Source organism: Burkholderia sp. Tr-20390, assembly GCF_017104595.1.
In the GTDB taxonomy this organism is placed as follows: domain Bacteria; phylum Pseudomonadota; class Gammaproteobacteria; order Burkholderiales; family Burkholderiaceae; genus Burkholderia.
In genome coordinates, this window is record NZ_JAAGPC010000001.1 from 91,449 (window position 1) to 115,460 (window position 24,012).

Genomic DNA, 24,012 nt, shown 5'->3' on the forward strand with positions numbered 1-24,012 from the left:
CTACCGGAGGCGCGGCGCGCGCGAAAATGATGGGAAAGAGCCTTTCGTATGTGCTGCGTCACGTCGTTTGTCCGGCGGCGATCTCTCTGGCGGCCGGGGGCGGCGTCGCTGCTCCGGCCAACACGGTGCCGCTCAACACGACCTTGGCGCCGAACTCGGCGCAGGCGACTGACGCGGAGCTGACGCTAGCGTCTGGTTTTGTGCAGTGCGATCCGAGTGTCGCGCTGCAACGTCCGCAGCTAGCTGCGCGCGGGGTGCGGTTTCTTGGCCCGGGGCAACGGCTTGCGCCGCCCACGCTCTCCACGTCGGTTCGAATGATTCTCGCGCCGCAGCTGCCACCGCTCGGACAATCCGAGCGCGCGGCTGACGGGAAGGGGTATCTGACGGCAAGCGCGATGTATTCGATAAAGCAGCCGGTGCGGTTGCTGAACTCGGATATCAAGCTGACCGGCATCGGTCAAGCTGCCTATTTTTCGCAAACCCCGCCGATCGTTGCGATCACTCTGAAGTTCGATCGCCCGGTCGCGGATGCGATCGACGTGCTCGACGGCCGGTTCGGCGGAGCGATCACTCGACGACTGGGAGAGGAGTATGCATCCGAGCACATCTGGTTCACTCCGGATCCGGTTGCGAACTCGCTCACATGTTATCGCCATCCGGACGTCCAATGAGGACGAGTGCCAAGCAGGTTGAGGCGCTGAGCTAGCGTATGGGCGCAAATCATCGATTCGACGACGCATTTCTAGACGAGGTTCGGGATCGTACGGACCTTGTCGAATTCGTCGGTCAGCACGTGAAGCTGAAGAAGGCGGGAAAGGACTATATCGGCTTGTGTCCGTTCCACGCCGAAAAATCGCCGTCGTTCACGGTGAGCCCGGTCAAGCAGTTTTATCACTGCTTTGGCTGCGGGGCGCATGGCAACGTCTTCAGCTTTCTTACCGAGCATTCGGGCTATGACTTCGTCGGTGCGGTCGAAGAACTGGCCTCAAGAGTAGGAATGTCGCTGCCTGAGCGGGCAAGATTGGCGGCCCGTGATGTCGAAGTGGTGGCCCGACAGGATGGTATCGGCGCGACGCTCGAGCGTGCTCGGAAGTTTTACTTGTGGAACCTGCGAAATTATCCAGCAGCTATCGACTATATGAAGCGGCGCGGTCTGCAGAAGGCAACGGTGGTGCAGTTCGGGCTCGGATATGCAGACGAGAGCATTTGGCGAAAGCTGGGCGATGTCTCGGTCGGCGCACTTGAGCAGGCGGGGCTGATGACGGTGGATGGTGACAGCGGTGTCTACCGGGATCGTTTCCGCGAGCGGCTCATGTTTCCGATCTGGAACGAACGCAGTTCGATGATCGGATTCGGCGGACGCGTGCTTGACGACCGTCAGCCGAAGTACCTCAACTCGCCCGAGACCGAGGTGTTTCGGAAGGGGGAGGAGCTGTACGGGTTGAACTTCGCGAGACCTTCGATCCGACAGAGCCGCGTCGCCGTGGTTGTTGAAGGGTACATGGACGTCGTGATGCTCCACCAGCATGGTGACACCCGGGTGGTGGCGTCATTGGGAACGAGCCTTACGGAAGATCAGCTGCGCAAGCTCTACCGGATGGCCGACCACGTCGTCTTCTGCTTTGACGGGGACAAGGCAGGGCGAGCGGCTGCGGACCGCGCGGCACGCGTCGCCATCGGGATTGCTGCTGATGGCAAGACGGCATCGTTTCTTACGCTGCCGGGGGAGCACGATCCGGACAGCTTTGTGCGGGAGCACGGTGTCGACGAGTGGCGCGCACTCGTTGATGTGAAGGCGCAGCCGTTGTCGGAAAAAGTGATCGCGATGATGACCCACGGGCGTGACCTGCGTGTCGCCGAGCATCGGGCCGCATTTGCCCGCGATGGTATCGAAACGCTGGCAGCGATCGGTCATGCGCCGATGTTTCGCGCTGCGCTACAGGCCGAGCTGGAACGACTTGCTCAAATGGCGCTTGTGGTGCCGGATAAATCCTCGGCCGAGACTCCCTATCGTGCGTCGCTGGTATCGCAGATCGGCGCTCAGGCTGGGCGGGGGGGAGAGCTTATGCCGGATCTCGCGCGCGAGGCGTTCTACCGGCGGTATGCGCTTCTGCTCGCACTCGACAGCGAAGCCGGTGCGGAGATCCCTCACCAGCTCCTCGATGACTTCTCTGAACTGATTTCAGGCTGGTTCGCATGCGCCTCGACAGATGTCCGCGAGCGCGTGGAGACGGCCGCTCGCATTGTCGAACCAGCATTGCGGGCTGTTGTCGTCGAAGCTGTCCGTAACAGTAATCGTCGCGTCACGATGTTGGCCGCCGACGCGCTTGAGCGGGAAGTCGCAGCGCTTGTTCAAACAATTGGTGGCGAGCTCGTGCAACGCGCGCGAGTCGAGGAAGCCGCCGCGCTTTTCAGATAGAACGCATGAGTACAAAAGGTCCTAAGTCACCGGCGGATGAATCGCTTGACCCACAGTGGTATGTCGTTTTGGCGCTGCTCGTCGGGGTATTGGTGTATGCCTTCTGGTATACGGCGCACGAGTACATCGCCGGTGTCTACGCTGCAATCCGAGTCGGCCAGTTCTCGCTGTTCGTACTGAGCCGCACGATCTGGGGTGCGATTTCCGGCATCGTATTAATCGTGCTCGCGGTAGCCTTGACACTAAAGAAAGAGTGGAAGCCCTACGCGAAGTGGGCTGCAATCGCGGGGGCCTACTTCGTCGGTGAGTATGCGGTGACGCGCTTTACAGTGAGTGCTTGGGGAAGCCTCGTTGGTGTAGCGATCATGTTGATTGCGTATATCCTCGGCTGGGTCGGTCCCCTCAAGAAGTATACGGGGCCAGTGATGATGGTCGGGGTTCTGCTGGCAACAAGCGGTGTCGTCGGTGGGATTTTCACCAGCTGGTTCTTCTTCTTCCTGCATTCGGCAGCACCGTTCATTGAATGGTCGCATCTGAGCAAGTCGAGCGTGATCGCTAATGTATTCACGCTCTTCGCAGTGAATTTGCCCCTCGCGTTCTGGGTGATGCGTCGATCTTTCACGACGAACCCGACCAATCACAAGCACTTCGGGAAAACGCAGGACTACACCCTGCACAGCTTTACCGATGAGCAGGCGAAGCACTACCCGCACCTGAAGCTGTTCCGCAAGCTCGACCTGACGGCGCGCCCGATTAACTCGGGCAAGTACCGCATGGCTGACACGGAGAAATATTTCGCGATCAAGCATCGTCTGCTCGATCGCGTCGACAAAGGCAACGAATTCAAGGTCAATCGGGACCGGGCGGCCGAGATATTCCGGCGCCAGATGGGACGCTTGTGGCGATCGCCGAAGGACCTCACGAAGTGGGAGGCGGCAATCATTGCCGCCCTGATTCCGCGAATTGCGGCGTTGGATCTGAAGATGTCCGAGGAAGACTACAAGGAAGCACTGGCGACGACGGATCGGTTGGTCGCTCAGTACTGGGCTGATGCCGGCGAGTCCTACGATCCGAATACCGACAAGATCACGATCGACATGGACGACGCGCTCTCTGTGTTGAGGAAGTATTGGAATCACACAACCGTTCGACCGTACTTCAAGCGCCACGCGTACGTATACACGCTGATTTACGCAATGCTTGGCGACGCGCGTCGGCTTGGGGTGTTGCCCGCCAACGAATTCCGTTGGTTGCGAGTGGCAGATCGCCGTCTGTGGCTGATGGTCGATAACGTGGGCCGGATTACCGCATTTACCGAAGTCGCCGGCATCTACTCGCATTTCTTGCATGAGACGAAGGCCAAACGATCGATCGACCGCCCGGCGATCGAGGCGGCGATCAAGGGCTTGGTGGAAGGCGTCGACAGCTACAAATTCACCGAGGAGGAGATCGAGCAGATCAATGACCAGCTACGAGATACCGAGGAAAAGCCGACTGTCGACCCCAAGGCCGTGGCCAAGGAGAAGCAGACGCTCGTGCTCGGCGCGCTGGTGGTGAAGAGCCCCGAACGGAATGATTTGATCGACGTTGCCATTCTCTCCGAGAAAGGCGAGGTCGTATATCAGCAGATCTGCAAGCCGCAAGTTGCTGTCGAATACCTGCGTGATCAGCACGGCATCGGTGACGAGCATTTGGCGAAGATCGTCGCGGCGCCGACTTCGGCCGCAGTTGTCCAGAAGGTCCTCGAGGTGGTCAACGGCCATGCACTCGTTGCGTTCTATGGGGACGAGCTGCCGCTCTTCCCGGGCATCGAGCGGTCGGCCGCGAGCGTTCGCGTGCTGCAGGATCCCGACGAGCCTGAAAGCGTGCAGGCCGCCGTGATGATGGAAGGCATCGTGCAGCAGACTCCGGCCGTCAATTCGGCGGAGGACTGCGCGAGGCTGGTACGCGAGCTCTGGCTGAAGGCTCGCGAAGCTGAGATGCGCGCCGAGGCGCAGCACCAGTCGTCTGGCGCGAAGAATTCGAATTGAAGTCGAGGAGCTGATGATGCCCGTTCAACCACCGCCGTTTGGCGATGTTCTCGCGAGTGTGCTGTACCTCGTGATTCTGCTTTCTGTGACGCGCTTTGCATTGCGTTGGTTTCTGGGCGTGCGGGCGCTGCAGCGGAAATGCGAGCGACAGGCGTTCATGCTGGATCTGATGGCGAAACGACAGGGGATCGAACTGCCTGCAGAGGTTCCGCGTGCGGATCGGCTCGCATGCGTGCGGCGCGCAGCCGGACGCGCGCGAGCGCGCATTCGTGAAGTCAGCTCGCTGCTCGCGTCGAAGGTCCGCTGATCAATGAGCTTCAGGCTTTCCGCGCTGAGATGGGATAGCGAAGTTGCCCGCCGCGCCAAGGCAGGAGCATCGGTTGCGCCGCGTCCGCTCGTCGAAAAGGTTGTTTTCGACGGCCATCAGTTCGGAGTCTTGTTCACGCACTTCAAGGGCGCGAACGTCATCATCAAGCAGGAGCCATACTCAGGCAGGTTCGTCAACACCAGTGACCACCCGTACTACCGATATTGGCGCTTCAGTCGACAGGCGCTATACGACAACGGGGAAGCGCTTGTGCAGGCGCTTGTCGACGCCGGTAACGGTGCGGTCGTCGAGACCGTCGCGTCATTCTTTGAGAAGCTGACAGACGCACGGACGAACCCGCAGCACGACGCCTTCACGCAAGATCTGAAAGCGACCGTGTATCAGCTCGAGTCCGGTGGGGCGGTGATAGTCAGCTCGTATCATCCTGCCGTCGTCGCGTTGGCGCAGCAGATGGGTGGGCGCTACCTCGGGCCCATGAAGGCGTGGAAGATTGCGCACGCCAGTCCGGCGGTGGTCCGCGATAACTTGATCAGTGAGCTTCGTCTTCGCGACGATCAGGTCGACCTCGCGCAGGGACTGTTCAGTATCGTCGACGACGCGTTCGTGCCGCGCGGCAATCAAGGCGCAACGATCAAGGTCCTACCCAGCGACATGCCGGACTTTCCGGCTGCCGCCGAGATCGAGCATGACAACGAGGTCTATCTCGCGGTTACGTCGCCGCTCGCTCCGACGTCGCTCAGCGACGACGAGATCTGGTCGAGGATCGCACTTTATCAGCTCTACGACTTCCAGAAGGACGGCGTCTTCCATCTGGTGCGGAACACGTCCGCGCTGCTTGCGGACGACATGGGGCTGGGGAAGTCGCGGCAAGCCGTCTGTGCGGCGGATATTCTCAGCAGCCTCGTCTCGCGGGGGCAGGTCCTTATCGCGTGCCCGGCAAGCCTCTTGATCAACTGGTCGCGCGAAATCGCGTTGGCCGTGCCGGGCGAGGAAAGCATCTCGGTCGGGAAATATGACCCGTCCAAGCGCTGGATCGTGATCAATTACGATCGGCTCGATGAGGTCGTGCCCTACGCAGACCGCTTCGCGGCAATGATCCTCGACGAAGCGCACCTGTTGAAGGAGCCAACGGCGCAGCGCACGCGTCTCGCCTTTGACGTGGCCTCGAAGGTGCCGTACCGCGCGATTCTGACTGGCACGCCGATTCTGAACCGGGAGTGTGAGATCCACACGTTGCTTCGTTTGTCGGGGCACCCGATTGGGAACATTGATCTCAAGGCGTTTGAGAAGCAGTTTGCAGGCGACGCTGCCTTCCGTGCCGCGCTCAACGAGCGTATCTCGGAATGGAAGCTGCGTCGCACGAAGGACCTCGTTCTCAAGCATCTCAAGGGCAAGCAGCGTCAGGCCCGCTACATCGAAATCACGGCAGAAGAGCGCGATCGTTACGACCGGATAAACGGCGACATGGCGATCCTCACGTTGCCGAAAATCACGATGCTGCGGAGGGAGCTCGAGTCGTACAAAGTACGCCCAATCGTCGAGATGATCAAAGATCTGAACGGCGACGACAAGGTGCTGCTGTTCTGCGAATTCAAAGAGAACGTCGCGCTGTTCAAGCGAGCCTTGGACGAGGTCGGTATCGGCTATGCGGTGCTGACCGGCGACATGACGTCCGCGACACGTCGACAACGATCGATCGACGAGTTCCAGACGGACCCGTTGAAGCGCGTCTTCATCACGACGACCGCCGCAGGCGGTGTTGGTCACAACCTGACTGCGGCCAATTATGTGTTCCTCGTGTCGTTGCCATGGACGCCGGGTCTCGCAGCGCAGGCGGAGGACCGAGCGTTCCGGAACGGCCAACTGCGTCTGGTGATCGTGCAGATCCCGCTCGTCGAAAACACGATCGACATTGATCTCGTGGAGATGCATCGAAACAAGCAATCGATCGCGGCCGAGATTCTGGATCCGGAGGAAGCTGAGCGTCTGGCGATGGCGGAGTTTGCCGCCGGCTGGCGCAAGGCGGCGTAGTGGTGTGTTTGACGCGCAGCCGTGCCTGCTTTTCGAGATAGCACGTCGCTGCGCGGGTAGGAAGCCTGCTTGCGATGGCGGCGGAAGCGGTACAGGTCGTCAGTGCAGGAGTCGAATTTTAACCGGGGCATCGTGTCCCATTTGGAGGTTGTCATGGCAGTGTACGGTGAACTGGAGTTTCGTCAGATCGGCTATTTGGCCGCGAATCCGGTGTTCCGGAAGGACGGCGACATGAAGGTTGCCAACTTTCGCCTGATCACGAATATCGGGTGGAAGGACAAGGCGACACACGAAGAACGGAGCCGCGCCGAGGGCTTCAACTACGAGCTCTGGGGCGAAGGGGCGGAGTACTTCGCGGAACGCATGAAGAAGGGTGGCCGTGTGTACGTCGTCGGAGAGCCGCGCAACGACTCCTACGAAAAGGATGGTGTCACGCACTACGGAATGCGGATCCGCGTCTCGCGTTGGCAGGATCTGAGCGGTCAGGCAGCAGAATCGAACGGGAAACAGCGCGACGATGCGGGCGGCACCGGTGCGCCGCCGGATGGAGACGTCCCGTTCTAAGCGGGCATGCGGAACGTGGGCCAATTGATTTGGCCTGCGTTCGCGTCGCATGTGATTTGAGAAAGGTATGGAGCGACGATATCGTGCGGGGGAAACAGGTGATCACGCAAAGCGAACTACTCGAGCTCATGGCGGAGCAAGCACATTGCAATGCGCTATCCAATGCTTACTGGATTGATGCCAACTATCCGCTCGAGCGCCACATTGGACTGCTGACGTCCGCTGCCGTCGCGCCGCGCGGGTGGGTGTGGCAGCAATACCGTGAGCATGATGTGATGATCAAGACGCTCGGCGCGATCTGGCGTTGCGTGATGTCACGCTATCTCTCTCACGAACGCGGGGACGTCGCTCGTGCAACTGAGCAGTTGTGCGTGGCACTTGCTGCGCCGCGCTTCGTATTCTTCGATCTACGCTCATATGAGTTTGCGTCGATGCCTCTCGTTGAGAAGGTCGAGCTAGCAGGCGCGCTAGCGCTGGCGGGGCGAGTTTATCCGGTCCTGTTCTCCGCGATTCTTGAAGACTGCGACGTTTCGTGGCCTGAGCTGGTGCGTCGGCTGGCGCGCGTCAATGTGCTGACGTGGGAATCCCCGATGTTGCGCGAACTCGCGCGCGTGGGTGAACGATGCATTCTGGCGGCCTGATGGGGCAAGGAGCGTATGTGCTGGTCGCGATGGCGGACGAGCTGCGACAAGCGGGCATTGAATCCATCCTGAGGTGCGGTGGGATCGCAACTGAGTGCGTGGGAGTTACCACCGTGAAGGAACTTCGCGAACGGCTCCGTGATGCCCGCCAGTGCGCGATGCTGATCGTGGATCTCGATTTCGATGAAGCAGTATTCGAGGTGATCGCGAAGGCGAGGTCGCGTGCGCCTGAGCTGCGCGTGCTTGCGTTCGATCTCCGTCGCGGCGCGGACAGGGCGGTTCGGGCTTTCCGAAGTGGTGTGCTTGGCGTCATCGGCGAGGGCGCGACGCGGTCGGACATCGCTGAAGCGATTGACTCGGTGATGCGGGGCAAGCGATTCGTGCATGGCGACGCTGTGAATGCGCTGGTCCAGCAGGTCGTTGAGGACAGTGGGCGGCTACCGCACTATGAACTTTCGAATCGAGAGTACGAGACGCTCTGTCTGTTCGGCGCCGGCAAGCGCCTAAGTGACATTGCGCGCGCCATGTCGATTAGCGTGAAGACCGTCAGCACGTATCGCGCGCGATTGCTCGAGAAGCTGAAAATGAGCACCACGGCTGAGCTGATTCGGTATGCGGTGACGCACAATCTTGCGAACGGCGCATGTGTCAAAAGCGCGTAAAAAAAGATACTGAAATCCTCGGATATCGAATGTAATTCTGAAAATGCGATATTTTTTTGCGTGAATATCGGTAAATATGTAGCATTTGTGTGTCGTCTCCTATACGAATATTCATCGATCCGCTGTCGGATAAGCGCGACTTGTATTACGCCGTTGCGCGGCGAGTGATTCGGGTTGTCCGGTCTCGAAAAGATTCTTTCGGCCGGTCGACGCTGACGTGTCGTCTTAGGCGCGATAGGTAGTCACGACGCAATCGAGAATTTATTTTTGGAGGTTTCATGAGCTCGGTGACAACGTCCCATACGCATACGGCAGTAACGTCGGAGGAAACGGCGGTTTCTTTTGGTATGGGCGGGACGAAGCACGACGTGATCATCCCGGCGGGCACGCGATGCGTGAAGCTGGAGGGGGGCGGAGGTACGCCGCAATGGGTGGTTGAAGATCTGTCGTTCATCCATGACAAAGGCAGCGTGCTTTACCACGATGCTGCGCAATACCGCATCACGGTGGAAGAGAGCCGTCTCGCTGACATTGCTTCAGCTGGTCCGACGATACAGGCTCCGGAGCTGCGCGTGGTGCCGGCCCCGGAAGGCACAATGCGTGTTGCGGACGGAATGGGGCGGATCATGCCGGAAGCGGCGCTTCGAGAGCAGTACAAGGACCTCATTTTCGCGCTGCAGGATGCATGGGGGCACATCCACGGTAGTCGCAACGAGGACCTGAAGACCCGGGCACAAGCGATTTTGAGCGAATGTGGCGATTTCGCTGATAAGCCTCCCGTGATCTCGGCTGATCTGAATATTCGAATCTACCGGGTACTGGTTGACAGCAAGGATCTGATTCTCGGAACGGCTTCATTTGCCAGTCAAGGGTTGCGCAATAAACTTAACGACGTGCTCGACGCGCATAGTTCGCTCGCGATGGAGCGGAAACCGGATATCTTGGACGTTGCGACCGCAATGGACAGGGTTAGTTGGGCGCGTCGTTCGTCGTCAACTGAGAGTGTATGGTGGCTCAAGCCTGAAATTAACGATGTCGTCAATGAGGGTGTGAGAGCTGGGTATCTCCACCGACCCTCAACGACACAGGTCGAGTGGAGCGAATCAGGGCGCCTAGCGCTCAGGGCCGCCTACGCAGATATTGCACGAAGTCGTACGCTGCCGGCGGGAGAACCTGTTGCAGGAAAGCAGCCAGACAAAAGCTTATCGGCGGATGAGGTTGATGCGATCTCCCGCCTCAAGGCCTCCGGCGGTGTCGCCGTGCGGCCTTCGACGTCGCCGGGATTCGGCGAGGGATTTGACGCCTACCGACTTCGGGAGAATGGCAGCGAAGCAGAAATTCTTGGCTCCGGCGCCACCGAGAATGAAGCTTGGCTATCGGCAGCAATTCGACTTGCCGAATACAAGCCCGGTGTGTTGCAGATGACCTCGCGTGAGTTTGGCTCGGTCTGGACCACAAACGTATTGTGCAAAGACGGTTCACTCGGGATCCTCGAACGGCGCACGCGGCTGGAGATCCGCAAATTGCAGGATGAGTACGCGGTATTTTCGATCTATCGCCGGTACCTTCGCGGTGAGGATCCGTGCGATGTGCGCCAAAGGCAGGAGGATGGTCGATTCGTGACACTGGGGCAGGCCGCTGACTATGTTGGTCGCTACATCGGCGATTATGCAGAGGCTGCGGCTGACAATCGCGCCTCGGCGATTGAGGCGCAAGCCGAGTCGGACGCGGAATCTGCGTCGCCGTCGCTGTAACTTGTGCCGCTCGCCGCGCGTGCACTCAGGCCACGTTTAGCTGGGGCGTTTCTCTCCGAATATGTAGCGGGCAACGGAAGTTGGACAAGGCTATTGGATCGAGCACGTAGTGCACAGTGCATCGGGGTTCGAAGTCCACCATCAAGCTCGGCGTCGGGGCGAAGCGATCAATCGCTATCTGGAGGCTGCAGATGTAGGGCGTTCTGCGCGACGTGTAGTCGTGAGACAATCGAGAGAACTTTTGGAGGTTATTGCATGAAATCGGTGAAAACCCCCCATACGCATACGGCAGTGACGTCGGAGGAGACGGCGGTTTCCTTCGGCCCGGGCCGGCTGAAGTACGATCTGGTCATCCCGGCCGGTACGCGATGCGTGAAGCTGGAGGGTGGTGGCGGCACGCCGGTGTGGGTCGTAGACGACTTGTCCTTTATCGAGGACAAGGGAAGCATGCTTTACCACGACGCCGAGCACTACGGCATCAAGGTGGAAGAGAACCGGCTCGCGAACATCGCTGCGATCGGGCAGGCGGTGCAGGATCCCCAGTTGCGCGCGGTACCGTCGCCGGACGACAACTCGCCGTCTCCGTAAACTCGTCCGATCGGCTCATCAGGATTCCGGCCCCGCTTTCGCGGGGCTTTTTCTATGGTGGTATCGTCGGATTAGCGTGCCAGAGCGAGATCAAATCGGTGCGGTGCCCGCGATCAAGGCGGTTGTCAGATCTGATTAAAGGCGGTGCAATTGATGTCGTTATAACGTAGTGCTTTTGTGAGCCACGCTGCAAGGTCCGCGCATGGACGGACAGCTGCTGAAATTGAGTTGACATGGTGCACATGTGCACCTATCATTATTCGGTATAAGTGTGTTATCTGGGGGCAAGGTGGGCGCGCGCAATTGCACGAATTTGATAGCTGATGACTCAAATATGAACTCTATGAATGCATTGCGGAATTTTGGACAGAGCAACCGCGCGAGCGCGGCGATGAGAGATTTTCTCCGGAAGGCGCTCCTTGTGCTGATCGTGTTCGGTACCGGGTTGTTAGGCGGCTTCCAATTTGCCGCTTGGTATCTCGCAGAAAATGTGCGGCCTGATACTCTGGCCAACGAACAAGCCAGATTGGCGCTTGCTCAGATCAAATCCGTCGTCGGAACCGGGTGGATTGGTTTGGCATTCCTTGTGATAGCGATGTTGGCGTTTCTTAGTACTTTCAAGGTCTCGCGTCACGACGGTAAGTAATGGATCAGCGACAGTGAGCGCAAGGTCTATCCGGGATGGCGACCGGTGTGAGAAAGGACCAGAAGGGGGTAAAGATGCCGGATGAGAAAGAGACCGTCGGCAAGGTGAATGTAATTTACCAAAGGAAGTCGTCGGGCCAACCCGCTAACGGAACGATCTTCTTTGACCGGTGCATCGTTGGCCTCGGATGTCAGAGAACGACCGGCAAGCATACTCCGCTCGACTGGCAAGGCATTTTCCGGACATTTCGATCGCTTGGCGGCTGCGTCAGAGCCCGATGGCGATTCAAACGTTCTTGCGAGACTGGTGTCGCAGGTGGGTCTAACCAAACACAACGATATGGATCACTCAATCATTATGTCGAGATCGGATAAGAGTTGGAGCACAAAGAAAAAGCTCCCGTTCTGGCTGCGGCGGGTCGACGTCCCCGTGCAGGGGCAGGCAGCGGCCGAGCAAAGGACTCAATTCAATTGGCCGCTCGTTTACGTGCCGGCTTACGCGCTAGGTGCGGCGCTGGTTGTCACGACGATAGTTCTTATCCTTGGCGGTATCGTCGGTGTCGCCGTGTCGTTCGTGAAGGCGTTTCCTGTCATATCCGCATTCGCACTGCTAGCGTTATTGTTCAAGCGCAGCTGATAAGGCCGACAAGTAATGCGAACAGAAACTAATCAACTAGTTTCGGTCGCGGCTGGCGGAGTGGCGAGCGGCAATATGCAAGGAATATTCTCGAATGAAGATCAAAATCAGTAAGCGAGGTACTCGTTACGAGGTGGACCCCATAGAAATGCCGGGCAGCCCACCCATCGGGAAAGGGGAGAGTGTGGCGGAGGCCTTGGCCGAGTTTTTGATTTTCTATAGGAAGCGTCTCGGGATCGAAATCGAAGTCGATCCTTCGGTTGACGGTGAGGAGCGAAAACGCTTCGTCGAAGCAGCAGCAGTTGCAGAGCGTGTTTGGGATCTGTATTGAGGCATGGCAAGTATGTGTCATGCAAGGCCGAGCCCGGCGGGTAATGCGATGGCTCTCCGGTGGTTGGGTTGCTGAGCCCGATTCCGGATCTGCGATCATGATGAATGGCTCGCGGGTCAGCGGTGGATACGATGCAGGTGCAGTACGAGCCGGATTCGCGACCCGCGACGACCATGGGTGCTGGCGTGCTACGCCATCCGAATTGGCGCTTCGAGACCGGTTGAAACAGGTATAGGAGATCACTATGCGTAATGCAATCACGCCGCACGAGTTGGCAGACGAGGCGGGCGCGATCCGAGATCGCTGGCTCAGTCGGCCAGATGCGATGGCCATTGCCTTCGCAATTGCCATGTCGGAGTCGTGGCCGCGCAGATGGTTTGTATCGATCGCCGCCGCGATGTGTGGGGTGATGCGAGCGGCAGATCGGATGTTGTGTGTACTCGAAGACGATCGCGGCAAGCGCCTCGTTTCGCCGAATGCTCTACGATATCTGAAGGGGCGGGTGTCACGTGAAGTGATGGAGCGTGTTCAACGTCTTCACGAGCTCGAGGTCGAAATGCGCCACCGGGCGTTGGGCGGCAGTTTTCCGCCCCCCGCTGCTGGCGTAACCGTCGAGGTGTTGATCATTGAGTTGGGCGCAGGGTACCTCGCCGACAGGCGCAAGCGGATGCGAGCCCGTGGAGGGCGAGTCGAACGCTTCGACGCTGCAATCCGGCGCGGTCGCGAGTAGCAGCGCGGAATATGACGCTTGGCTATGGTGAATACGGTTCGGCCGAAGCGAAATCAGCGATCGGTTAAGTGACTGGAGCTCAAAGATGGCGATTCTTTGTTATTCATTGATCTTGGACACAAGCGGGAAACCTGCCATCGTGCTCGAGTCCGCTCTCGGTGATGGGCAGCATCTTGATCCGGACACGTTGCGACGCCTCGCAAACAGTCTTTGTCAGATCGCCAATGATGCCGAGCGCGTCAAGAATTTAGGCATCGGAATGCCCTACCGGTCGGCATTCGAGTACTAGAGGCCCGAGAAAATGAGTGTGCATGCAACAATCTTTGTTCTTTTCCGCGTGCCGCCTCCTGCCGCACGAGTGGTCGAACTGGATGGACTGATCGAGCACTGTGCTGGCGCGCGGCGGGCGGAAAGGACCGACGACTTCGAGCGACTGGTGGTGGTCGACGAGGCAGATGAGTACGTCGATGTCGCATCGAACGGGATGCTGATTTACTATGCCGGCGCTCGAGCTGCAGCGCGCAGCAATGGGGATTTCATCGAAGGTCGCCTGTTTAAGATTGACTACCTGACGCGCTATTGGGAGGTGTTCAGGGGTGGGATGGACTTCTTTGACGGACCTGCAATCCGGTATGCATTGACGCTAATGGTCCTGTTGGCACAGTCGGACATAGAGGGCGTGTGGTACGGCGCAGACGAATATCACCAAGGCGCTCACATCAAGCGCATGACGAATGAGATTGCCCACCGCATGATTGATGAGTACATCGCACGTAAGTGCACGCAACGAGGAGGCGTCGGTGGCGAAATATAGGCCATTTGACGGGGATGGTCGCAAGAAGGTGCGACCCATTGATCCGCCGGAGGGTACGTTGCCTATGGCGGTCACAAACGCCACTGGCAGTCGTCTCTACGAACACTTTCTCCTGACGGGAAGTAGTTCCCACAGTGGGCAAGGTGCGACGGTTTGGGTCATAAAAGCCGCATGCGAGGCGAACGGGACACCGTACAAGATCGAGCGCGTTGGAACGAGTAGTGCAGGTGGATTTTTCGTTCGCCGCCTGAAGGTCGCAGGTCAAGATGAATGCCGGATCTGCGGGCGCGCGCTCGACAATCCGGCAGATCCGCTGAGCACCGATTGCGGCGGTGATTGTCTGAAGTGCATGGCGGATTGCGGTGATCCGGACTGTGTTGAAGCAGTCGAACGCATCGAGGCCGCAGCTGGACATGTGAAGCGCTAGCGTAATGTTTGGGCGGGCGAGATTAAATGGATTCCCGTCGCTTGCAGCGTTGTTGCGTGCCGATACAGCTTCCGTCACAACCACCACAACCGTGCCGGTCACGAAGCGCCTTCAAATCGCAGCGCCAGACGGTGACTGGGGCGGGAGCACGGGTACCGACCTCGATGCCGTTCTCGCTGGCAAAGAATGTCGGCTCGCCGCGTTGGCCACGCCGAACTAGGTCTTCGATATAGTCGCGCCCGAACGCCTCCGCGAGCGATTCGACGAAAGCCGCGATCTCTGGCATCTGGTCCCGCTTTCGCTTCCCGCTTGGATCCAAGGCAAGCTCCCGATCGATACCACAAGGCTAGGTCGACGCGGTGCGACGGCCTAGCGCGGCTTCACCATTTCGTGTTTGAGCTCAGCGTATCAGGGGCGGCAGCCGGAGTCTCATTCGCAGTGGGACCGCTGGCTTTGTGCGCCTCCACCTTGCCTGCACCTCGATCACCGCGCTTGCGCGGTTGGAGCGGATGAATCAGGAGCCATACAAAGACGAGCGCCAGACAAGAGGACGCGTACGCGATAAAGCTCAGGTATTGTGAGCGAGCTGCAAGGAGCGGCATCGATGTTTGCATCTCGCCGAGGTCTGGCCCGGCTACCATGTCGCAAGGGATGGATTCGGTTGCGCTGAGCGTTCTCCCCCGATCATGGGTGTTCGGCTTTTTCCACAGCACGTCGTTCCCGTGCAGACGTTGCTCTGCGGCCGCAAGGTCAAAGCTTTGCCGCTTGTTGGGGTCGTACTTGCAGGCGATTGCGTAGGACCCGAGCACTGACGTTGTTTGAACAAGCGTCTGTATGGCCTGCATCTGGACGGCAAGACGCAATGTGGACGCAAGAATAAATGCGGCTGGGGTCACGCCGATGAAGAGCAGTGCGAACGCGGCCGAAATATTGAATTTGGGCATATCTCCGTTCGTTGTAAGTCGCCGGACGAAATGCCCAACGAGGTAGGTGAGGAGCGGGGCGAGGGCTCCGAACATCTGGTATTTCAACGAGACGTTGATGCCGGCAATGAAGTCGTTGCTGATGGGGCTCATGTCTTCTTCGCTTATCAGGGTAGTAGTCAGTTGGGGCGACTGGCTGTGAGCAAGCCGTAGAGATGCTCGAACATCGTGCGTGCAAAATTTGAGCGACTTTGCTCACCTTCGGTGACTTCCGGGGGGTAGGCGGCGGTTGCCTCGAGCGCGACGAGGTTCAGTAGTTCAGTGATGGAGATGCCTCCATTTTTGGCGAGCCGATCGGCAATTTCGGCTACTGCGCGTGTGAGCGCGCCGTGCAAATTGCCGGTAAGGTTCGTCATATTTCCTGCGAGCACGAGTTCGCACGCATCTGCCGACGCAGCGCTCATGAACGGAAGCGAACGTTCGAGGCGCTCGCGTGCGGTCGAAGTGGTGTACATGGATTGTCTCCACGCTGCATTCGCCGATCGCGACGAGCGGTGGGCAGATCAGAGGAGGGACGACTGTTCGCCGGGAGTGAATGCCGTTAATTCGCGTGATTGGACGGACGGCGCGTGAGCTCCACCAAGCACGACGACGTCGCGACATGCGGCGTCCAGCTTGGCGGTCTCTTCGGTTGAGGAGAGCGCCGAGAGTGCGATGACGACGTCGGGGGTCAGCTGGACGTAGTAAGGCATGATGGGCTCTCCTCTCGGGTGTTTTGGGGTGATCGCAGTGGCGTCGCGTCCTCGTGTCAGTTTGCGAGGCCGGTGCGGATCTCGCTCTTCGATGCCGCATAGCTGGACTTCATCACCACTCCCTTGTCATTGAAGAGGATCGTCAGCACTTTCTTGTCGACGTCGGCGCCGCCGGCAAAGATGCCGACGACCGGGACGAAGTTGATTGCCTTCGATGTCTGCTTCGCGTACGTGTACTGCCAGATTTCGAGGCCGGAGTCGGTGAACGAGACGCTTTCGGCCGCGCCGAGGTAAGCCTCGACGTCCGACTTGGTCGACTTGCCCTTGATGATGTGCTGGTCGATCTCGGTCGAGCTGGCGCTTCGAAGCGTTTGATTGCCGGCGCTCGCGCAACCAGCGAGTGCGATGACGGCCGCGAGGATCGCCGCAGTGGTGGTTCTCTTCATGGTGCTATTTCTCCGCAGGTTGATGTTGATTCTTCGGGAAGTAATCCGTGTTTGGTGCCGTCACGCGTCCTACATTGCGAGCTGTTGGTCGCACGTGTCGTCGACGTGAGATTCGGCGCTTCGTGATTGCGTGAGCTCCTCGATCACGGAGACGCGCGAGAGTACGGTCTGTTTGGTCCCCTTGTACTCCTCGTGCTTCTTGACGGTAGCCTTGACGTGATAGGTCTTGCCGGCTTCCATGTCGGTGTATCCAGATGCCAGCCAGCGAAGTTGATTGCCTTGGCAATCGTGCATCAGGCAGAGTGTGTTGGTGCCATAGGGGCCTTCGAGGAGGAGCTTCTTGTAGAGCGTGACGTCGAATTCCTCGCGCTTCTTCTCCGTTCCGACATAGTCGGATTGCCGGTCGAATTGCATCGCGCGCCTCGGTTCCAGCACCTCCGTCTGATACTTGCGGACGATGAACGCCGCAAAACCGGCATGGCGGTCAATGAGGGCGTCGTGCGCGGATACAGACCACATGTTCGCGTCGAACGCCTCGACGGCTTCGCGCTCAGGAACGTCGGCATAGCTTGCGCGGGCGTGGGCGAGTGCGTTCGCTGCGATTTCGATGTCGATCGCGTCGACGTCCGGTTCGACCTTGGCCTCCGGCCCGACGCGGTTCATCAACTTCTTCAGTTCGTCGAGCGCACTGTGGGAAGTCGAGAACGCGGGCTCGCAGCCGCTGCTGCGATTGGCGGCCGCCGTCGAAGACGACACCCATCCCTCCCGGCGGATCATGCGGGAGACGATGGCGAGGAACGGCAGCATTGGGCTGGCCGCCTCCAATTTGCAATCGCGAATGCCGTCGTAACCACCTTGGAGCTGTTCCTGCATCTCGGAGAACTGATCCCATACGCTTGTTGCGCCGAGTGCGAACTCGGGAGCGAATCCCGTGAAGGTCTCGATGCAAGAACTGCCGATATGGAGCAGGTCGCCGTGTTGGTCAGCGAGCAAGAACGTCTTCGCGCGATCGCGCTTCGTTTGGCAATGGTCGCATTGCGCGTCGCAGGTGAGATATCGGGTAGGAATGCGGAAGTCACCGAAGGTCTGGAAAGCTTGGTTCCGGTGGTCGATTGCCGCCATGACCCGATAGTCGCCCAGCTTCACGCGCTGACCACCAAGCGTCACCTGAACGGTGCGGATATGGGCGGCGAACCCTTCGGATCGGTTTTCGATGAACTGGGTCCCGAACCGGCCGAGCTCGAGCGTGAAGGCGGCAACACCATACTTTGCGGCGCGCCGGTTCAGCTTTGCGAGGTTTCCGCGGAGCAACGGCAGCCGCTCGGCGGCGACAACAGTCTTGAACGCGTACGCGTCGCTTGCATTGACGTCGTGCATCTTATCCATGGTCACCTCAACGTGAATCACGCGGCATGCTTCGAATCGCGGCAGGCCTGCGCGCGAGCGTGATGCCCCACTTCATTCCAGCTACACCGGTCGCACCGATAGCGATGGCGATGGCCAAATTTGCCGGCCATTGCTCGGGCATCGCGTCAGTGCTCCAGAGTCGAGCGATCGCGAGCAGGTGAAGGCAAAGAAACAACACGAAAAACGCCGAAATGATCGTCAGGATCCATCCCGTCACTGCTCGAAACATACCGCCCCCGGGAAACAATCGAGATAAAACACCGAAAATTTCCGCTGAGTATAGCCTTGTACGTGTTATGTGTACACGATAGAATGCAAAAACATTTCTTTTTTTGAGCGTTCGCGCGCTTGTGACGATGGCGACTCTCGAGGTTCCCAACATCCGGAAACGCGCCACGCTGCGGGACCGGGAAAGTGGTGAGGTGTTTCGTGTAGCCAGCATCGGCAAGCGCTACGTGCGATACCGCGCTATTCGCGGCTCAGGTCGTGGTGTGGTGCTGCGCGAGTCGCTGGATGAGGTATTCGAAGTGAGTGATCCGGTGCCGGCGGAGAGCGATACATGTCGCAGATAGCGCTGCTGGAGGACGCACCGTTGGTGACGGCGGCCACGGTCATCCGTGCTCTGCGTGAGGTGCGCATTGGGCTGGCCGGTCAGGACGAGTCTTATCTGACTGACCAAATCGCGAAGCAGCTTCGCGCGCAGAACCTTCCCGCACGGACGGAATATCGATTCGGGCCGCATTGCCGCGCCGACGTATGGATTGACGGTGTCGTCGTCGAAGTGAAGAAGCGGCGGCCTGCTCGCGCGGAGCTCGTGGCGCAGCTCGAGCGCTACGCGGCTCAGGCGACGTGCCGGGAGATCGTCGTCGTGCTGGAGAGAAGCGTGCGGCTTACGTCGACGATCAAGGGTAAGCCGGTGCATGTCGTTAGCTTGAACTCGCTCTGGGGAGTCGCGCTGTGAAGAACGATTTGCCGCCGTACCTGCTGCTTCCCGAGCACAAGACTGAACCGCTCGGCGTCCTTGAGAAGATCGAAGGTCCGCATGGGCCGTTGTGGCAAGTCACTGGTGACCCGCAGATGGTCACGATGGCGAAAAGGCTTTTCCCGGCATCTGAGGGGCGGGGTGCAGGGATCGCGAAGTTCCCGGTGAATCAGCGCCTGTTCGGTGATCTGGTGTGGTTCCTTCATCGATACCCACTGGACATCGTATCGAAGGACGAATTCCTCGCTGACTACGAGCGCTCGTGCTCTTTCGTGCTGAAGCGCCAAGAGATCCTGACACACCCGATCAGCCGGGCTCCCGACGTGCTCTTTACGGGCGAATTGCGCCCTTTTCAGCAGGAAGGGCTCGACTGGTGCCTGACGAATAAGCGGACGCTTCTCGCGGACGACATGGGGCTGGGAAAGACCGTGACGGCCAGTGCGGTGATTGCAACCGAGCCGGCTTGGCCGGTGTTGGTGACGCCTCCACCACATCTCGTCAAGCACTGGGAGGCGTTTCTCGCCCGCTTTCTCGACGTTCAAGGCAATTCGGCCGGGCCGTTGTTCAGTGACGGCAAGCTGATCGTGCACGTGATCCGTGGCACCAACCGCAAGAAGCAGCCGCTGCCTGCAGCGCACATCTACATTTGCCACTATTTGCTGCTGCGGCACTGGCGAGAAGAGCTCGCCGCTTCCGGGCTTAAGAAAGTGATCTTCGACGAGGCGCAGGAGCTACGACATTCCGGGACCGAGAAATATTCGGCCGCGAGTGAGTTGTCGTCTATGGCCGAGATCGTTCTCGCGTTGAGCGGCACGCCGATCTACGGACGCGGCGGCGAAATGTGGAACGTGATGAACGTGGTCGACTACCACTGTCTGGGCGATTGGGACACGTTCACGCGCGAATGGTGTGCGGGATACGGCAACGACGTCGTGAAAGATCCCGAGTTGCTCAATGCGACGCTCCGCCGCGACGGGCTGATGTTGCGTCGTCGCAAAGAGGATGTCGCCGCGCAACTGCCTGCAAAAGAGCGCATCGTCGAGTCGGTCGATTCCGATCAGGGCCTCTTCGCGAAGTTCGTTACCGAGGCAGTGCGGTTGGCGAAGAGCGCGAAAGCATCGAGCGATCGTTCTGAGCGTGGGCGCCTGCAGATGCAGGCAATCGAGCTGACGCGCAAAGCAACCGGTGTGGCGAAAGCACCGTCTGTCGCGGCGTTCGTGCGAGGCATGCTCGAGGCGGGCGAGCCTACGGTAGTTTTCGCGCACCACCATGATGTCGTCGACTACCTGCAGCAGGAGCTGGCCGACTTCCGCCCGGTGTTAATCACCGGACGACAAACGGAAGATCAGAAGTGGGATGCGAAAGAGTCTTTTATCAACGGTCAGTCACATCTTTGCATCGTCTCGCTTCGTGCGGCAACTGGAATTGACGGGCTTCAGTCGCGGGCGCGAGTGGCCGTGTTTGCCGAACTGGATTGGTCCCCGGCGATCCACAAACAGGCAGAGGACCGCCTCCATCGCGATGGACAGCTGAATCCGGTGCTTTGCTACTACCTCGTATCAGAAGTCGGGGCGGATCCGGACATGCTGGAAAACCTCGGTGCAAAGGCGCAGCAGTTTATCGGCTTGATGGGCGACACGCCGGAGACGGCCGCCGCGCGAGAGCTATCCGAATCCAACGCGCGCAAGCACATGCAAAACGTACTCGCCAAGCTGATCGGGGAGGCAACCGATGCCCTCGCTATCGAGCATGGTGAGGCGCTGGTCGCGGTCTGACGCGCAAACACAAATCAATGGAGCCGAACATGAGCAAGCCCGTGAATCCGTCGCCGCAGGCACGTGTGCCGATGTGGCAACAGGCCATCAATTTTCACAAGGCGGAGTACCCGGACGAATTCGGGTTGATTGTGAAGGACGAGCACTACTATCCGCGACTTGCGGAGCTGCTGCTGGACCGGAGGAAGAAGAAGGTTCATAGCTACCTCGACATCGAGCCAATCTCGTCGTCGCTGATGGTGTCGAACAGTCGGCCGACCGTCGTAAAAACCAAGGCCGGAAATCGCTTGATGTTCGGCGACGCGTCAGGGGCTTTTCGTGTTCGCCTGTCAAAGGAACACGTGATCCATATCCTTCGGTCCCGACTGAATTCGAAGGTCGCGATCGAGTATGCGATCGGCACGAGGGCTGCAATGCTCGAGTTGCACAACCTCGTCAATGCAGGGATGAAAAAGTTCCGGCGTGTGTTGCCAAAAACGGGGGTATGGGACATCGGGATTTTCGATAAGCAGGTGTACTACACGAAGGTTGACGCCACCATACTCAAAGAGGCAGAACGTTTTACCGTACATCCGAAGTTCGCCGAGATCGAAGCCGACTTCTTGCAGTTCTTCGAGGAGATCGAGCTGTACACGCGTTACGGGCAGTCTGGTATGCGCAAGGTCCTGATGGCGGGCCCTCCGGGGACTGGAAAAACGACGATCGCGCAAGCACTGGCCGCCAAGCATTCGAAAAGCATCGCTTGCGTGCAGGTGGACGGAAAGCATCTCGTTTCCGCATGCGTCGAGGCAGCGAAGTACAAGCGGCCGACGATCATCATTGCGGAGGAGGTCGACGATTTCTATCACGCGGGTGCGGAAGTGCTCAGCTTTCTAGACGGAATGCGCACGCCCAAGAATCCGGCCGGGACCTACGTGATCTTCTCGACGAACTATCCGAAGCGGATCGATCCTCGAATCCTCAAGCGCCCCGGTCGCATCGACAAGATCGTCCCCGTCGCTGCATTTCGGTCGAAGGCCGCCGCGCAGTGCGCACGCATGTACCTGCCGGAGGGCGTATCGATTGACGACAAGACCCTTGGACATCTGCTCGATCGCACCACGCCGGCGGAGATCAAGGAAATCATGATCATCGCGCTCGGGATCGCGCGGGCGCGTAAATCCGAGTTCGATGCCGAGGCCATTCGTTTTGCTCGTGAGCACCTGACAGGTGTGTTGAAGGAGACGCTTGCGATCTGCGCCGACGACATGGACACCCGCGACAGCGATCATCGTCGCCTCGGGAGCGAGCCCGACTACATGTCGTATCTCAACGATCCCCCGGAGACAGCCGAAACCGACGGTTCGTCTGATGAGGCACCGGCAGTGACGGCCTGAATGGTTTAGTAGGTAAGCGGAGATTGCGATGAGCTTAAAAAACAGACCGATCGTGCAGGTGGTTCACATTGAGCTGCCGCCGCGTGCGGTGATCAGATCCTCGTTTATCGAGCCAATTCCTCCGCGTGTCGGTGACGTTGGCGCGATCGTCGACGTCGTAGACGACGGGCGCGGAGGAGTCGGATACGTAGTGGAATCCGTTGTAGAAGAGGGTGCACATCGCGGTAGCACGCGGTGGGTAGCGATTTTCTCGGTTCAGGAACTCCGCGCGTCAGCAGATCTCCGCCATGTGATCAGCAGGGCGTCGGAGGCGTGATGCTATCGAACGCGCTCGGTACATGGCTGGTGGCCGGAATTGCTTGTGGCTGGGCCCTCAATCGCGCTGCACTGTCTGCGCCGCATCTGCTCGCACGCGCGTGGCGGCTTCCCGTTGACGCGATCCTCTGTGATGGCGGCCGGGAATCCGGTGTTCTGCTGCGGATCCGGTCACTCGGCCTTCAGTTGATCACCGGGGCGCTCGCGGTGATGATCGCTTGGCGGATCGGGATGTCGATCCGGGCACTTGCGGCCGCGATCTTTTGCGTCTGGCTACTGCTCCTCGCGCTGATCGACCTCGATACGCGGCTGCTTCCCGACGTGCTGACGTTGCCGTTTATGGGATGCGGGCTCGCGTGCGCCGTTGGCGGTCTGTTCGTGTCGGCCTCGGCAGCGCTGGTCGGCGCCATGATCGGCTGGGCAGCGCTGATGGTCGTCCATTGGGCCGCGCGGTTGCTCTTCGGACGTCAGGATGCAATGGGACAAGGTGACGCCAAGCTGCTCGCTGCTGTGGGCGCTTGGCTGGGATGGAGCGCAGTCATCGACACGTTGCTCGTGGCCTGTCTCACCTGTCTGGTCTTTGTGCCTGCAGCTCGATGGATGAAAGTCATGAGGGCTGGGGAGGTATTTTCGTTTGGCCCCTTCTTGGCAGTCGGCGGGATCGCGGCGATTCTTGCGTGGCCGTATGGAATTGTCGACTTCGGGTGGGGCTATTGAGCATAGCCGGGGGCGTTGATGGAACTGAGTGAATATCTGCAGCTTCGAGCCGAGATCACCCAGCGTGGGTACGGCGATGACATAGCGTGGTCGGAGAGTGTTGGCGCTCCCGGGAGTGCTGAGCTGTTCGCTCAGGAGCATGCGTTTGTTGTGTGCAATTCAGGCATGCGTGCGCAGATCGCTTCAACGATTTACCGGAAGGTCATGGGGGCGCTACTCGACGGACAGCATCCCTCGACGGTTTTCGGACACAAAGGGAAAAGCGAGGCGATGTGGGCGGTTTGGCAGAATCGGGCCGATTGGTTCTCGCGTTACTGGGCAGCCGACGACAAGGTAGCCTTCCTTGGGAGCCTGCCGTGGATCGGCGATATCACGAAGTGGCATCTTGCAAAGAACTTCGGCGTCGACGCGGTCAAGCCTGACCGCCACCTCGTGCGAGTTGCCGCTCGCTATGAGACGGATCCAACGACACTTTGTGCTCGTCTCGCGCGTGCTTCTGGTGACCGGATCGGGACGGTCGACACCGTAATCTGGCGAGCATGCAATCTCGGCATTATCACCCTGAACAATAGCAACTAACGGTCAACCGAGATCCGTTCCGGCAAACAACGACGCTCGCGATGATGTCAAGTTCTCACGCAATCTTAGCCAGTAGGGCAGGTGCTCTTGCAGGTGAAGCTTCAGCGAACACTTTGATTGTAAAAAAAATATCTCAACG

The 24,012-nt window shown here is 59.1% G+C and carries 27 protein-coding genes; 20 read left to right on the forward strand and 7 right to left on the reverse strand.

Annotation, left to right across the window (positions count from 1 at the left end):
- Positions 1 to 26 precede the first annotated feature (26 nt).
- The 15 genes from G3N98_RS00480 to G3N98_RS39620 all read left to right on the forward strand — a co-directional run bounded on the left by G3N98_RS00480 (position 27) and on the right by G3N98_RS39620 (position 14,174).
- A complete protein-coding gene (locus G3N98_RS00480; RefSeq protein WP_206146777.1) occupies positions 27 to 671 on the forward strand; it encodes a hypothetical protein in 645 nt (214 codons plus the stop codon).
- Between the two features lie 38 nt (positions 672 to 709).
- Positions 710 to 2,419 carry a DNA primase gene (gene dnaG, locus G3N98_RS00485; protein ID WP_206146778.1) on the forward strand — a complete coding sequence of 570 codons (1,710 nt, stop codon included), beginning with the start codon at positions 710 to 712 and terminating at the stop codon, positions 2,417 to 2,419.
- A gap of 5 nt (positions 2,420 to 2,424) precedes the next feature.
- On the forward strand, positions 2,425 to 4,449 hold the full coding sequence (locus tag G3N98_RS00490; RefSeq protein ID WP_206146779.1) for a hypothetical protein: 2,025 nt from the start codon (positions 2,425 to 2,427) through the stop codon (positions 4,447 to 4,449).
- Positions 4,450 to 4,462: 13 nt separating this feature from the next.
- On the forward strand, positions 4,463 to 4,756 hold the full coding sequence (locus tag G3N98_RS00495; protein WP_241025641.1) for a hypothetical protein: 294 nt from the start codon (positions 4,463 to 4,465) through the stop codon (positions 4,754 to 4,756).
- Between the two features lie 3 nt (positions 4,757 to 4,759).
- On the forward strand, positions 4,760 to 6,808 hold the full coding sequence (locus G3N98_RS00500; RefSeq protein WP_206146780.1) for a DEAD/DEAH box helicase: 2,049 nt from the start codon (positions 4,760 to 4,762) through the stop codon (positions 6,806 to 6,808).
- 153 nt (positions 6,809 to 6,961) lie between these two features.
- The gene (locus G3N98_RS00505) at positions 6,962 to 7,372 is read left to right on the forward strand and encodes a single-stranded DNA-binding protein (protein ID WP_206146781.1); all 411 of its coding nucleotides are present in this window, start codon (positions 6,962 to 6,964) and stop codon (positions 7,370 to 7,372) included.
- An 83-nt stretch (positions 7,373 to 7,455) separates the two neighbouring features.
- Complete coding sequence (locus G3N98_RS00510; protein ID WP_346779045.1) at positions 7,456 to 8,013, forward strand: hypothetical protein; 558 nt, start codon at positions 7,456 to 7,458, stop codon at positions 8,011 to 8,013.
- A gap of 113 nt (positions 8,014 to 8,126) precedes the next feature.
- Positions 8,127 to 8,675: a response regulator transcription factor gene (locus tag G3N98_RS00515; RefSeq protein ID WP_346779046.1), complete on the forward strand. Its 549-nt coding sequence runs from the start codon at positions 8,127 to 8,129 to the stop codon at positions 8,673 to 8,675.
- 278 nt (positions 8,676 to 8,953) lie between these two features.
- Positions 8,954 to 10,429, forward strand: a complete 1,476-nt coding sequence (locus G3N98_RS00520; RefSeq protein WP_206146782.1) for a hypothetical protein — start codon at positions 8,954 to 8,956, stop codon at positions 10,427 to 10,429.
- A 255-nt stretch (positions 10,430 to 10,684) separates the two neighbouring features.
- The gene (locus G3N98_RS00525) at positions 10,685 to 11,017 is read left to right on the forward strand and encodes a hypothetical protein (RefSeq protein WP_206146783.1); all 333 of its coding nucleotides are present in this window, start codon (positions 10,685 to 10,687) and stop codon (positions 11,015 to 11,017) included.
- A gap of 334 nt (positions 11,018 to 11,351) precedes the next feature.
- A complete protein-coding gene (locus tag G3N98_RS00530; RefSeq protein WP_206146784.1) occupies positions 11,352 to 11,663 on the forward strand; it encodes a hypothetical protein in 312 nt (103 codons plus the stop codon).
- A 162-nt stretch (positions 11,664 to 11,825) separates the two neighbouring features.
- Positions 11,826 to 12,299 (forward strand): hypothetical protein, encoded by a 474-nt coding sequence (locus tag G3N98_RS00535; RefSeq protein WP_206146785.1) that lies wholly within the window; start codon positions 11,826 to 11,828, stop codon positions 12,297 to 12,299.
- Between the two features lie 94 nt (positions 12,300 to 12,393).
- The gene (locus tag G3N98_RS00540) at positions 12,394 to 12,630 is read left to right on the forward strand and encodes a hypothetical protein (RefSeq protein ID WP_206146786.1); all 237 of its coding nucleotides are present in this window, start codon (positions 12,394 to 12,396) and stop codon (positions 12,628 to 12,630) included.
- 244 nt (positions 12,631 to 12,874) lie between these two features.
- Positions 12,875 to 13,360: a hypothetical protein gene (locus G3N98_RS00545; RefSeq protein WP_206146787.1), complete on the forward strand. Its 486-nt coding sequence runs from the start codon at positions 12,875 to 12,877 to the stop codon at positions 13,358 to 13,360.
- Between the two features lie 301 nt (positions 13,361 to 13,661).
- A complete protein-coding gene (locus G3N98_RS39620) occupies positions 13,662 to 14,174 on the forward strand; it encodes a hypothetical protein (RefSeq protein WP_241025642.1) in 513 nt (170 codons plus the stop codon).
- 449 nt (positions 14,175 to 14,623) lie between these two features.
- Here the strand turns inward: G3N98_RS39620 and G3N98_RS00555 are convergent, their stop codons facing one another.
- From G3N98_RS00555 to G3N98_RS00585, 7 genes are all read right to left on the reverse strand, one after another.
- On the reverse strand, positions 14,624 to 14,887 hold the full coding sequence (locus tag G3N98_RS00555) for a hypothetical protein (protein WP_206146788.1): 264 nt from the start codon (positions 14,885 to 14,887) through the stop codon (positions 14,624 to 14,626).
- A gap of 94 nt (positions 14,888 to 14,981) precedes the next feature.
- On the reverse strand, positions 14,982 to 15,677 hold the full coding sequence (locus G3N98_RS00560; RefSeq protein ID WP_206146789.1) for a hypothetical protein: 696 nt from the start codon (positions 15,675 to 15,677) through the stop codon (positions 14,982 to 14,984).
- 26 nt (positions 15,678 to 15,703) lie between these two features.
- Positions 15,704 to 16,039: a hypothetical protein gene (locus G3N98_RS00565; RefSeq protein ID WP_206146790.1), complete on the reverse strand. Its 336-nt coding sequence runs from the start codon at positions 16,037 to 16,039 to the stop codon at positions 15,704 to 15,706.
- Between the two features lie 48 nt (positions 16,040 to 16,087).
- Positions 16,088 to 16,276: a hypothetical protein gene (locus tag G3N98_RS00570; protein ID WP_206146791.1), complete on the reverse strand. Its 189-nt coding sequence runs from the start codon at positions 16,274 to 16,276 to the stop codon at positions 16,088 to 16,090.
- A gap of 56 nt (positions 16,277 to 16,332) precedes the next feature.
- Entirely contained in the window at positions 16,333 to 16,722 is a 390-nt protein-coding gene (locus tag G3N98_RS00575) for an outer membrane protein assembly factor BamE (protein WP_206146792.1), read from the reverse strand.
- A gap of 69 nt (positions 16,723 to 16,791) precedes the next feature.
- Positions 16,792 to 18,108 (reverse strand): hypothetical protein, encoded by a 1,317-nt coding sequence (locus tag G3N98_RS00580; protein ID WP_206146793.1) that lies wholly within the window; start codon positions 18,106 to 18,108, stop codon positions 16,792 to 16,794.
- A gap of 7 nt (positions 18,109 to 18,115) precedes the next feature.
- Positions 18,116 to 18,358: a hypothetical protein gene (locus G3N98_RS00585; RefSeq protein ID WP_206146794.1), complete on the reverse strand. Its 243-nt coding sequence runs from the start codon at positions 18,356 to 18,358 to the stop codon at positions 18,116 to 18,118.
- A 330-nt stretch (positions 18,359 to 18,688) separates the two neighbouring features.
- Here G3N98_RS00585 and G3N98_RS00590 point away from each other — a divergent pair, with 330 nt between their 5' ends.
- From G3N98_RS00590 to G3N98_RS00610, 5 genes are all read left to right on the forward strand, one after another.
- Positions 18,689 to 19,090, forward strand: a complete 402-nt coding sequence (locus G3N98_RS00590; RefSeq protein WP_206146795.1) for a hypothetical protein — start codon at positions 18,689 to 18,691, stop codon at positions 19,088 to 19,090.
- Positions 19,087 to 20,886, forward strand: coding sequence for an SNF2-related protein (locus tag G3N98_RS00595; RefSeq protein WP_206146796.1), 1,800 nt, complete (start codon positions 19,087 to 19,089; stop codon positions 20,884 to 20,886). Before G3N98_RS00590 ends, G3N98_RS00595 begins: the two co-directional genes overlap by 4 nt.
- 29 nt (positions 20,887 to 20,915) lie before the next feature.
- Complete coding sequence (locus tag G3N98_RS00600; RefSeq protein ID WP_206146797.1) at positions 20,916 to 22,262, forward strand: AAA family ATPase; 1,347 nt, start codon at positions 20,916 to 20,918, stop codon at positions 22,260 to 22,262.
- A gap of 315 nt (positions 22,263 to 22,577) precedes the next feature.
- On the forward strand, positions 22,578 to 23,294 hold the full coding sequence (locus G3N98_RS00605; protein WP_206146798.1) for an A24 family peptidase: 717 nt from the start codon (positions 22,578 to 22,580) through the stop codon (positions 23,292 to 23,294).
- Positions 23,295 to 23,312: 18 nt separating this feature from the next.
- The gene (locus G3N98_RS00610) at positions 23,313 to 23,873 is read left to right on the forward strand and encodes a hypothetical protein (protein ID WP_206146799.1); all 561 of its coding nucleotides are present in this window, start codon (positions 23,313 to 23,315) and stop codon (positions 23,871 to 23,873) included.
- Positions 23,874 to 24,012 lie beyond the last annotated feature (139 nt).

Bases quoted from the DNA above. Each gene is read 5' to 3' on its own strand.
- G3N98_RS00480 (WP_206146777.1), top strand. From the start codon at position 27: ATGATGGGAAAGAGCCTTTCGTATGTGCTGCGTCACGTCGTTTGTCCG.
- dnaG (WP_206146778.1), top strand. From the start codon at position 710: ATGGGCGCAAATCATCGATTCGACGACGCATTTCTAGACGAGGTTCGG.
- G3N98_RS00490 (WP_206146779.1), top strand. From the start codon at position 2,425: ATGAGTACAAAAGGTCCTAAGTCACCGGCGGATGAATCGCTTGACCCA.
- G3N98_RS00495 (WP_241025641.1), top strand. From the start codon at position 4,463: ATGATGCCCGTTCAACCACCGCCGTTTGGCGATGTTCTCGCGAGTGTG.
- G3N98_RS00500 (WP_206146780.1), top strand. From the start codon at position 4,760: ATGAGCTTCAGGCTTTCCGCGCTGAGATGGGATAGCGAAGTTGCCCGC.
- G3N98_RS00505 (WP_206146781.1), top strand. From the start codon at position 6,962: ATGGCAGTGTACGGTGAACTGGAGTTTCGTCAGATCGGCTATTTGGCC.
- G3N98_RS00520 (WP_206146782.1), top strand. From the start codon at position 8,954: ATGAGCTCGGTGACAACGTCCCATACGCATACGGCAGTAACGTCGGAG.
- G3N98_RS00525 (WP_206146783.1), top strand. From the start codon at position 10,685: ATGAAATCGGTGAAAACCCCCCATACGCATACGGCAGTGACGTCGGAG.
- G3N98_RS00530 (WP_206146784.1), top strand. From the start codon at position 11,352: ATGAACTCTATGAATGCATTGCGGAATTTTGGACAGAGCAACCGCGCG.
- G3N98_RS00540 (WP_206146786.1), top strand. From the start codon at position 12,394: ATGAAGATCAAAATCAGTAAGCGAGGTACTCGTTACGAGGTGGACCCC.
- G3N98_RS00545 (WP_206146787.1), top strand. From the start codon at position 12,875: ATGCGTAATGCAATCACGCCGCACGAGTTGGCAGACGAGGCGGGCGCG.
- G3N98_RS39620 (WP_241025642.1), top strand. From the start codon at position 13,662: ATGAGTGTGCATGCAACAATCTTTGTTCTTTTCCGCGTGCCGCCTCCT.
- G3N98_RS00555 (WP_206146788.1), bottom strand. From the start codon at position 14,887: ATGCCAGAGATCGCGGCTTTCGTCGAATCGCTCGCGGAGGCGTTCGGG.
- G3N98_RS00560 (WP_206146789.1), bottom strand. From the start codon at position 15,677: ATGAGCCCCATCAGCAACGACTTCATTGCCGGCATCAACGTCTCGTTG.
- G3N98_RS00565 (WP_206146790.1), bottom strand. From the start codon at position 16,039: ATGTACACCACTTCGACCGCACGCGAGCGCCTCGAACGTTCGCTTCCG.
- G3N98_RS00570 (WP_206146791.1), bottom strand. From the start codon at position 16,276: ATGCCTTACTACGTCCAGCTGACCCCCGACGTCGTCATCGCACTCTCG.
- G3N98_RS00575 (WP_206146792.1), bottom strand. From the start codon at position 16,722: ATGAAGAGAACCACCACTGCGGCGATCCTCGCGGCCGTCATCGCACTC.
- G3N98_RS00580 (WP_206146793.1), bottom strand. From the start codon at position 18,108: ATGGATAAGATGCACGACGTCAATGCAAGCGACGCGTACGCGTTCAAG.
- G3N98_RS00585 (WP_206146794.1), bottom strand. From the start codon at position 18,358: ATGTTTCGAGCAGTGACGGGATGGATCCTGACGATCATTTCGGCGTTT.
- G3N98_RS00590 (WP_206146795.1), top strand. From the start codon at position 18,689: ATGTCGCAGATAGCGCTGCTGGAGGACGCACCGTTGGTGACGGCGGCC.
- G3N98_RS00600 (WP_206146797.1), top strand. From the start codon at position 20,916: ATGAGCAAGCCCGTGAATCCGTCGCCGCAGGCACGTGTGCCGATGTGG.
- G3N98_RS00605 (WP_206146798.1), top strand. From the start codon at position 22,578: ATGCTATCGAACGCGCTCGGTACATGGCTGGTGGCCGGAATTGCTTGT.
- G3N98_RS00610 (WP_206146799.1), top strand. From the start codon at position 23,313: ATGGAACTGAGTGAATATCTGCAGCTTCGAGCCGAGATCACCCAGCGT.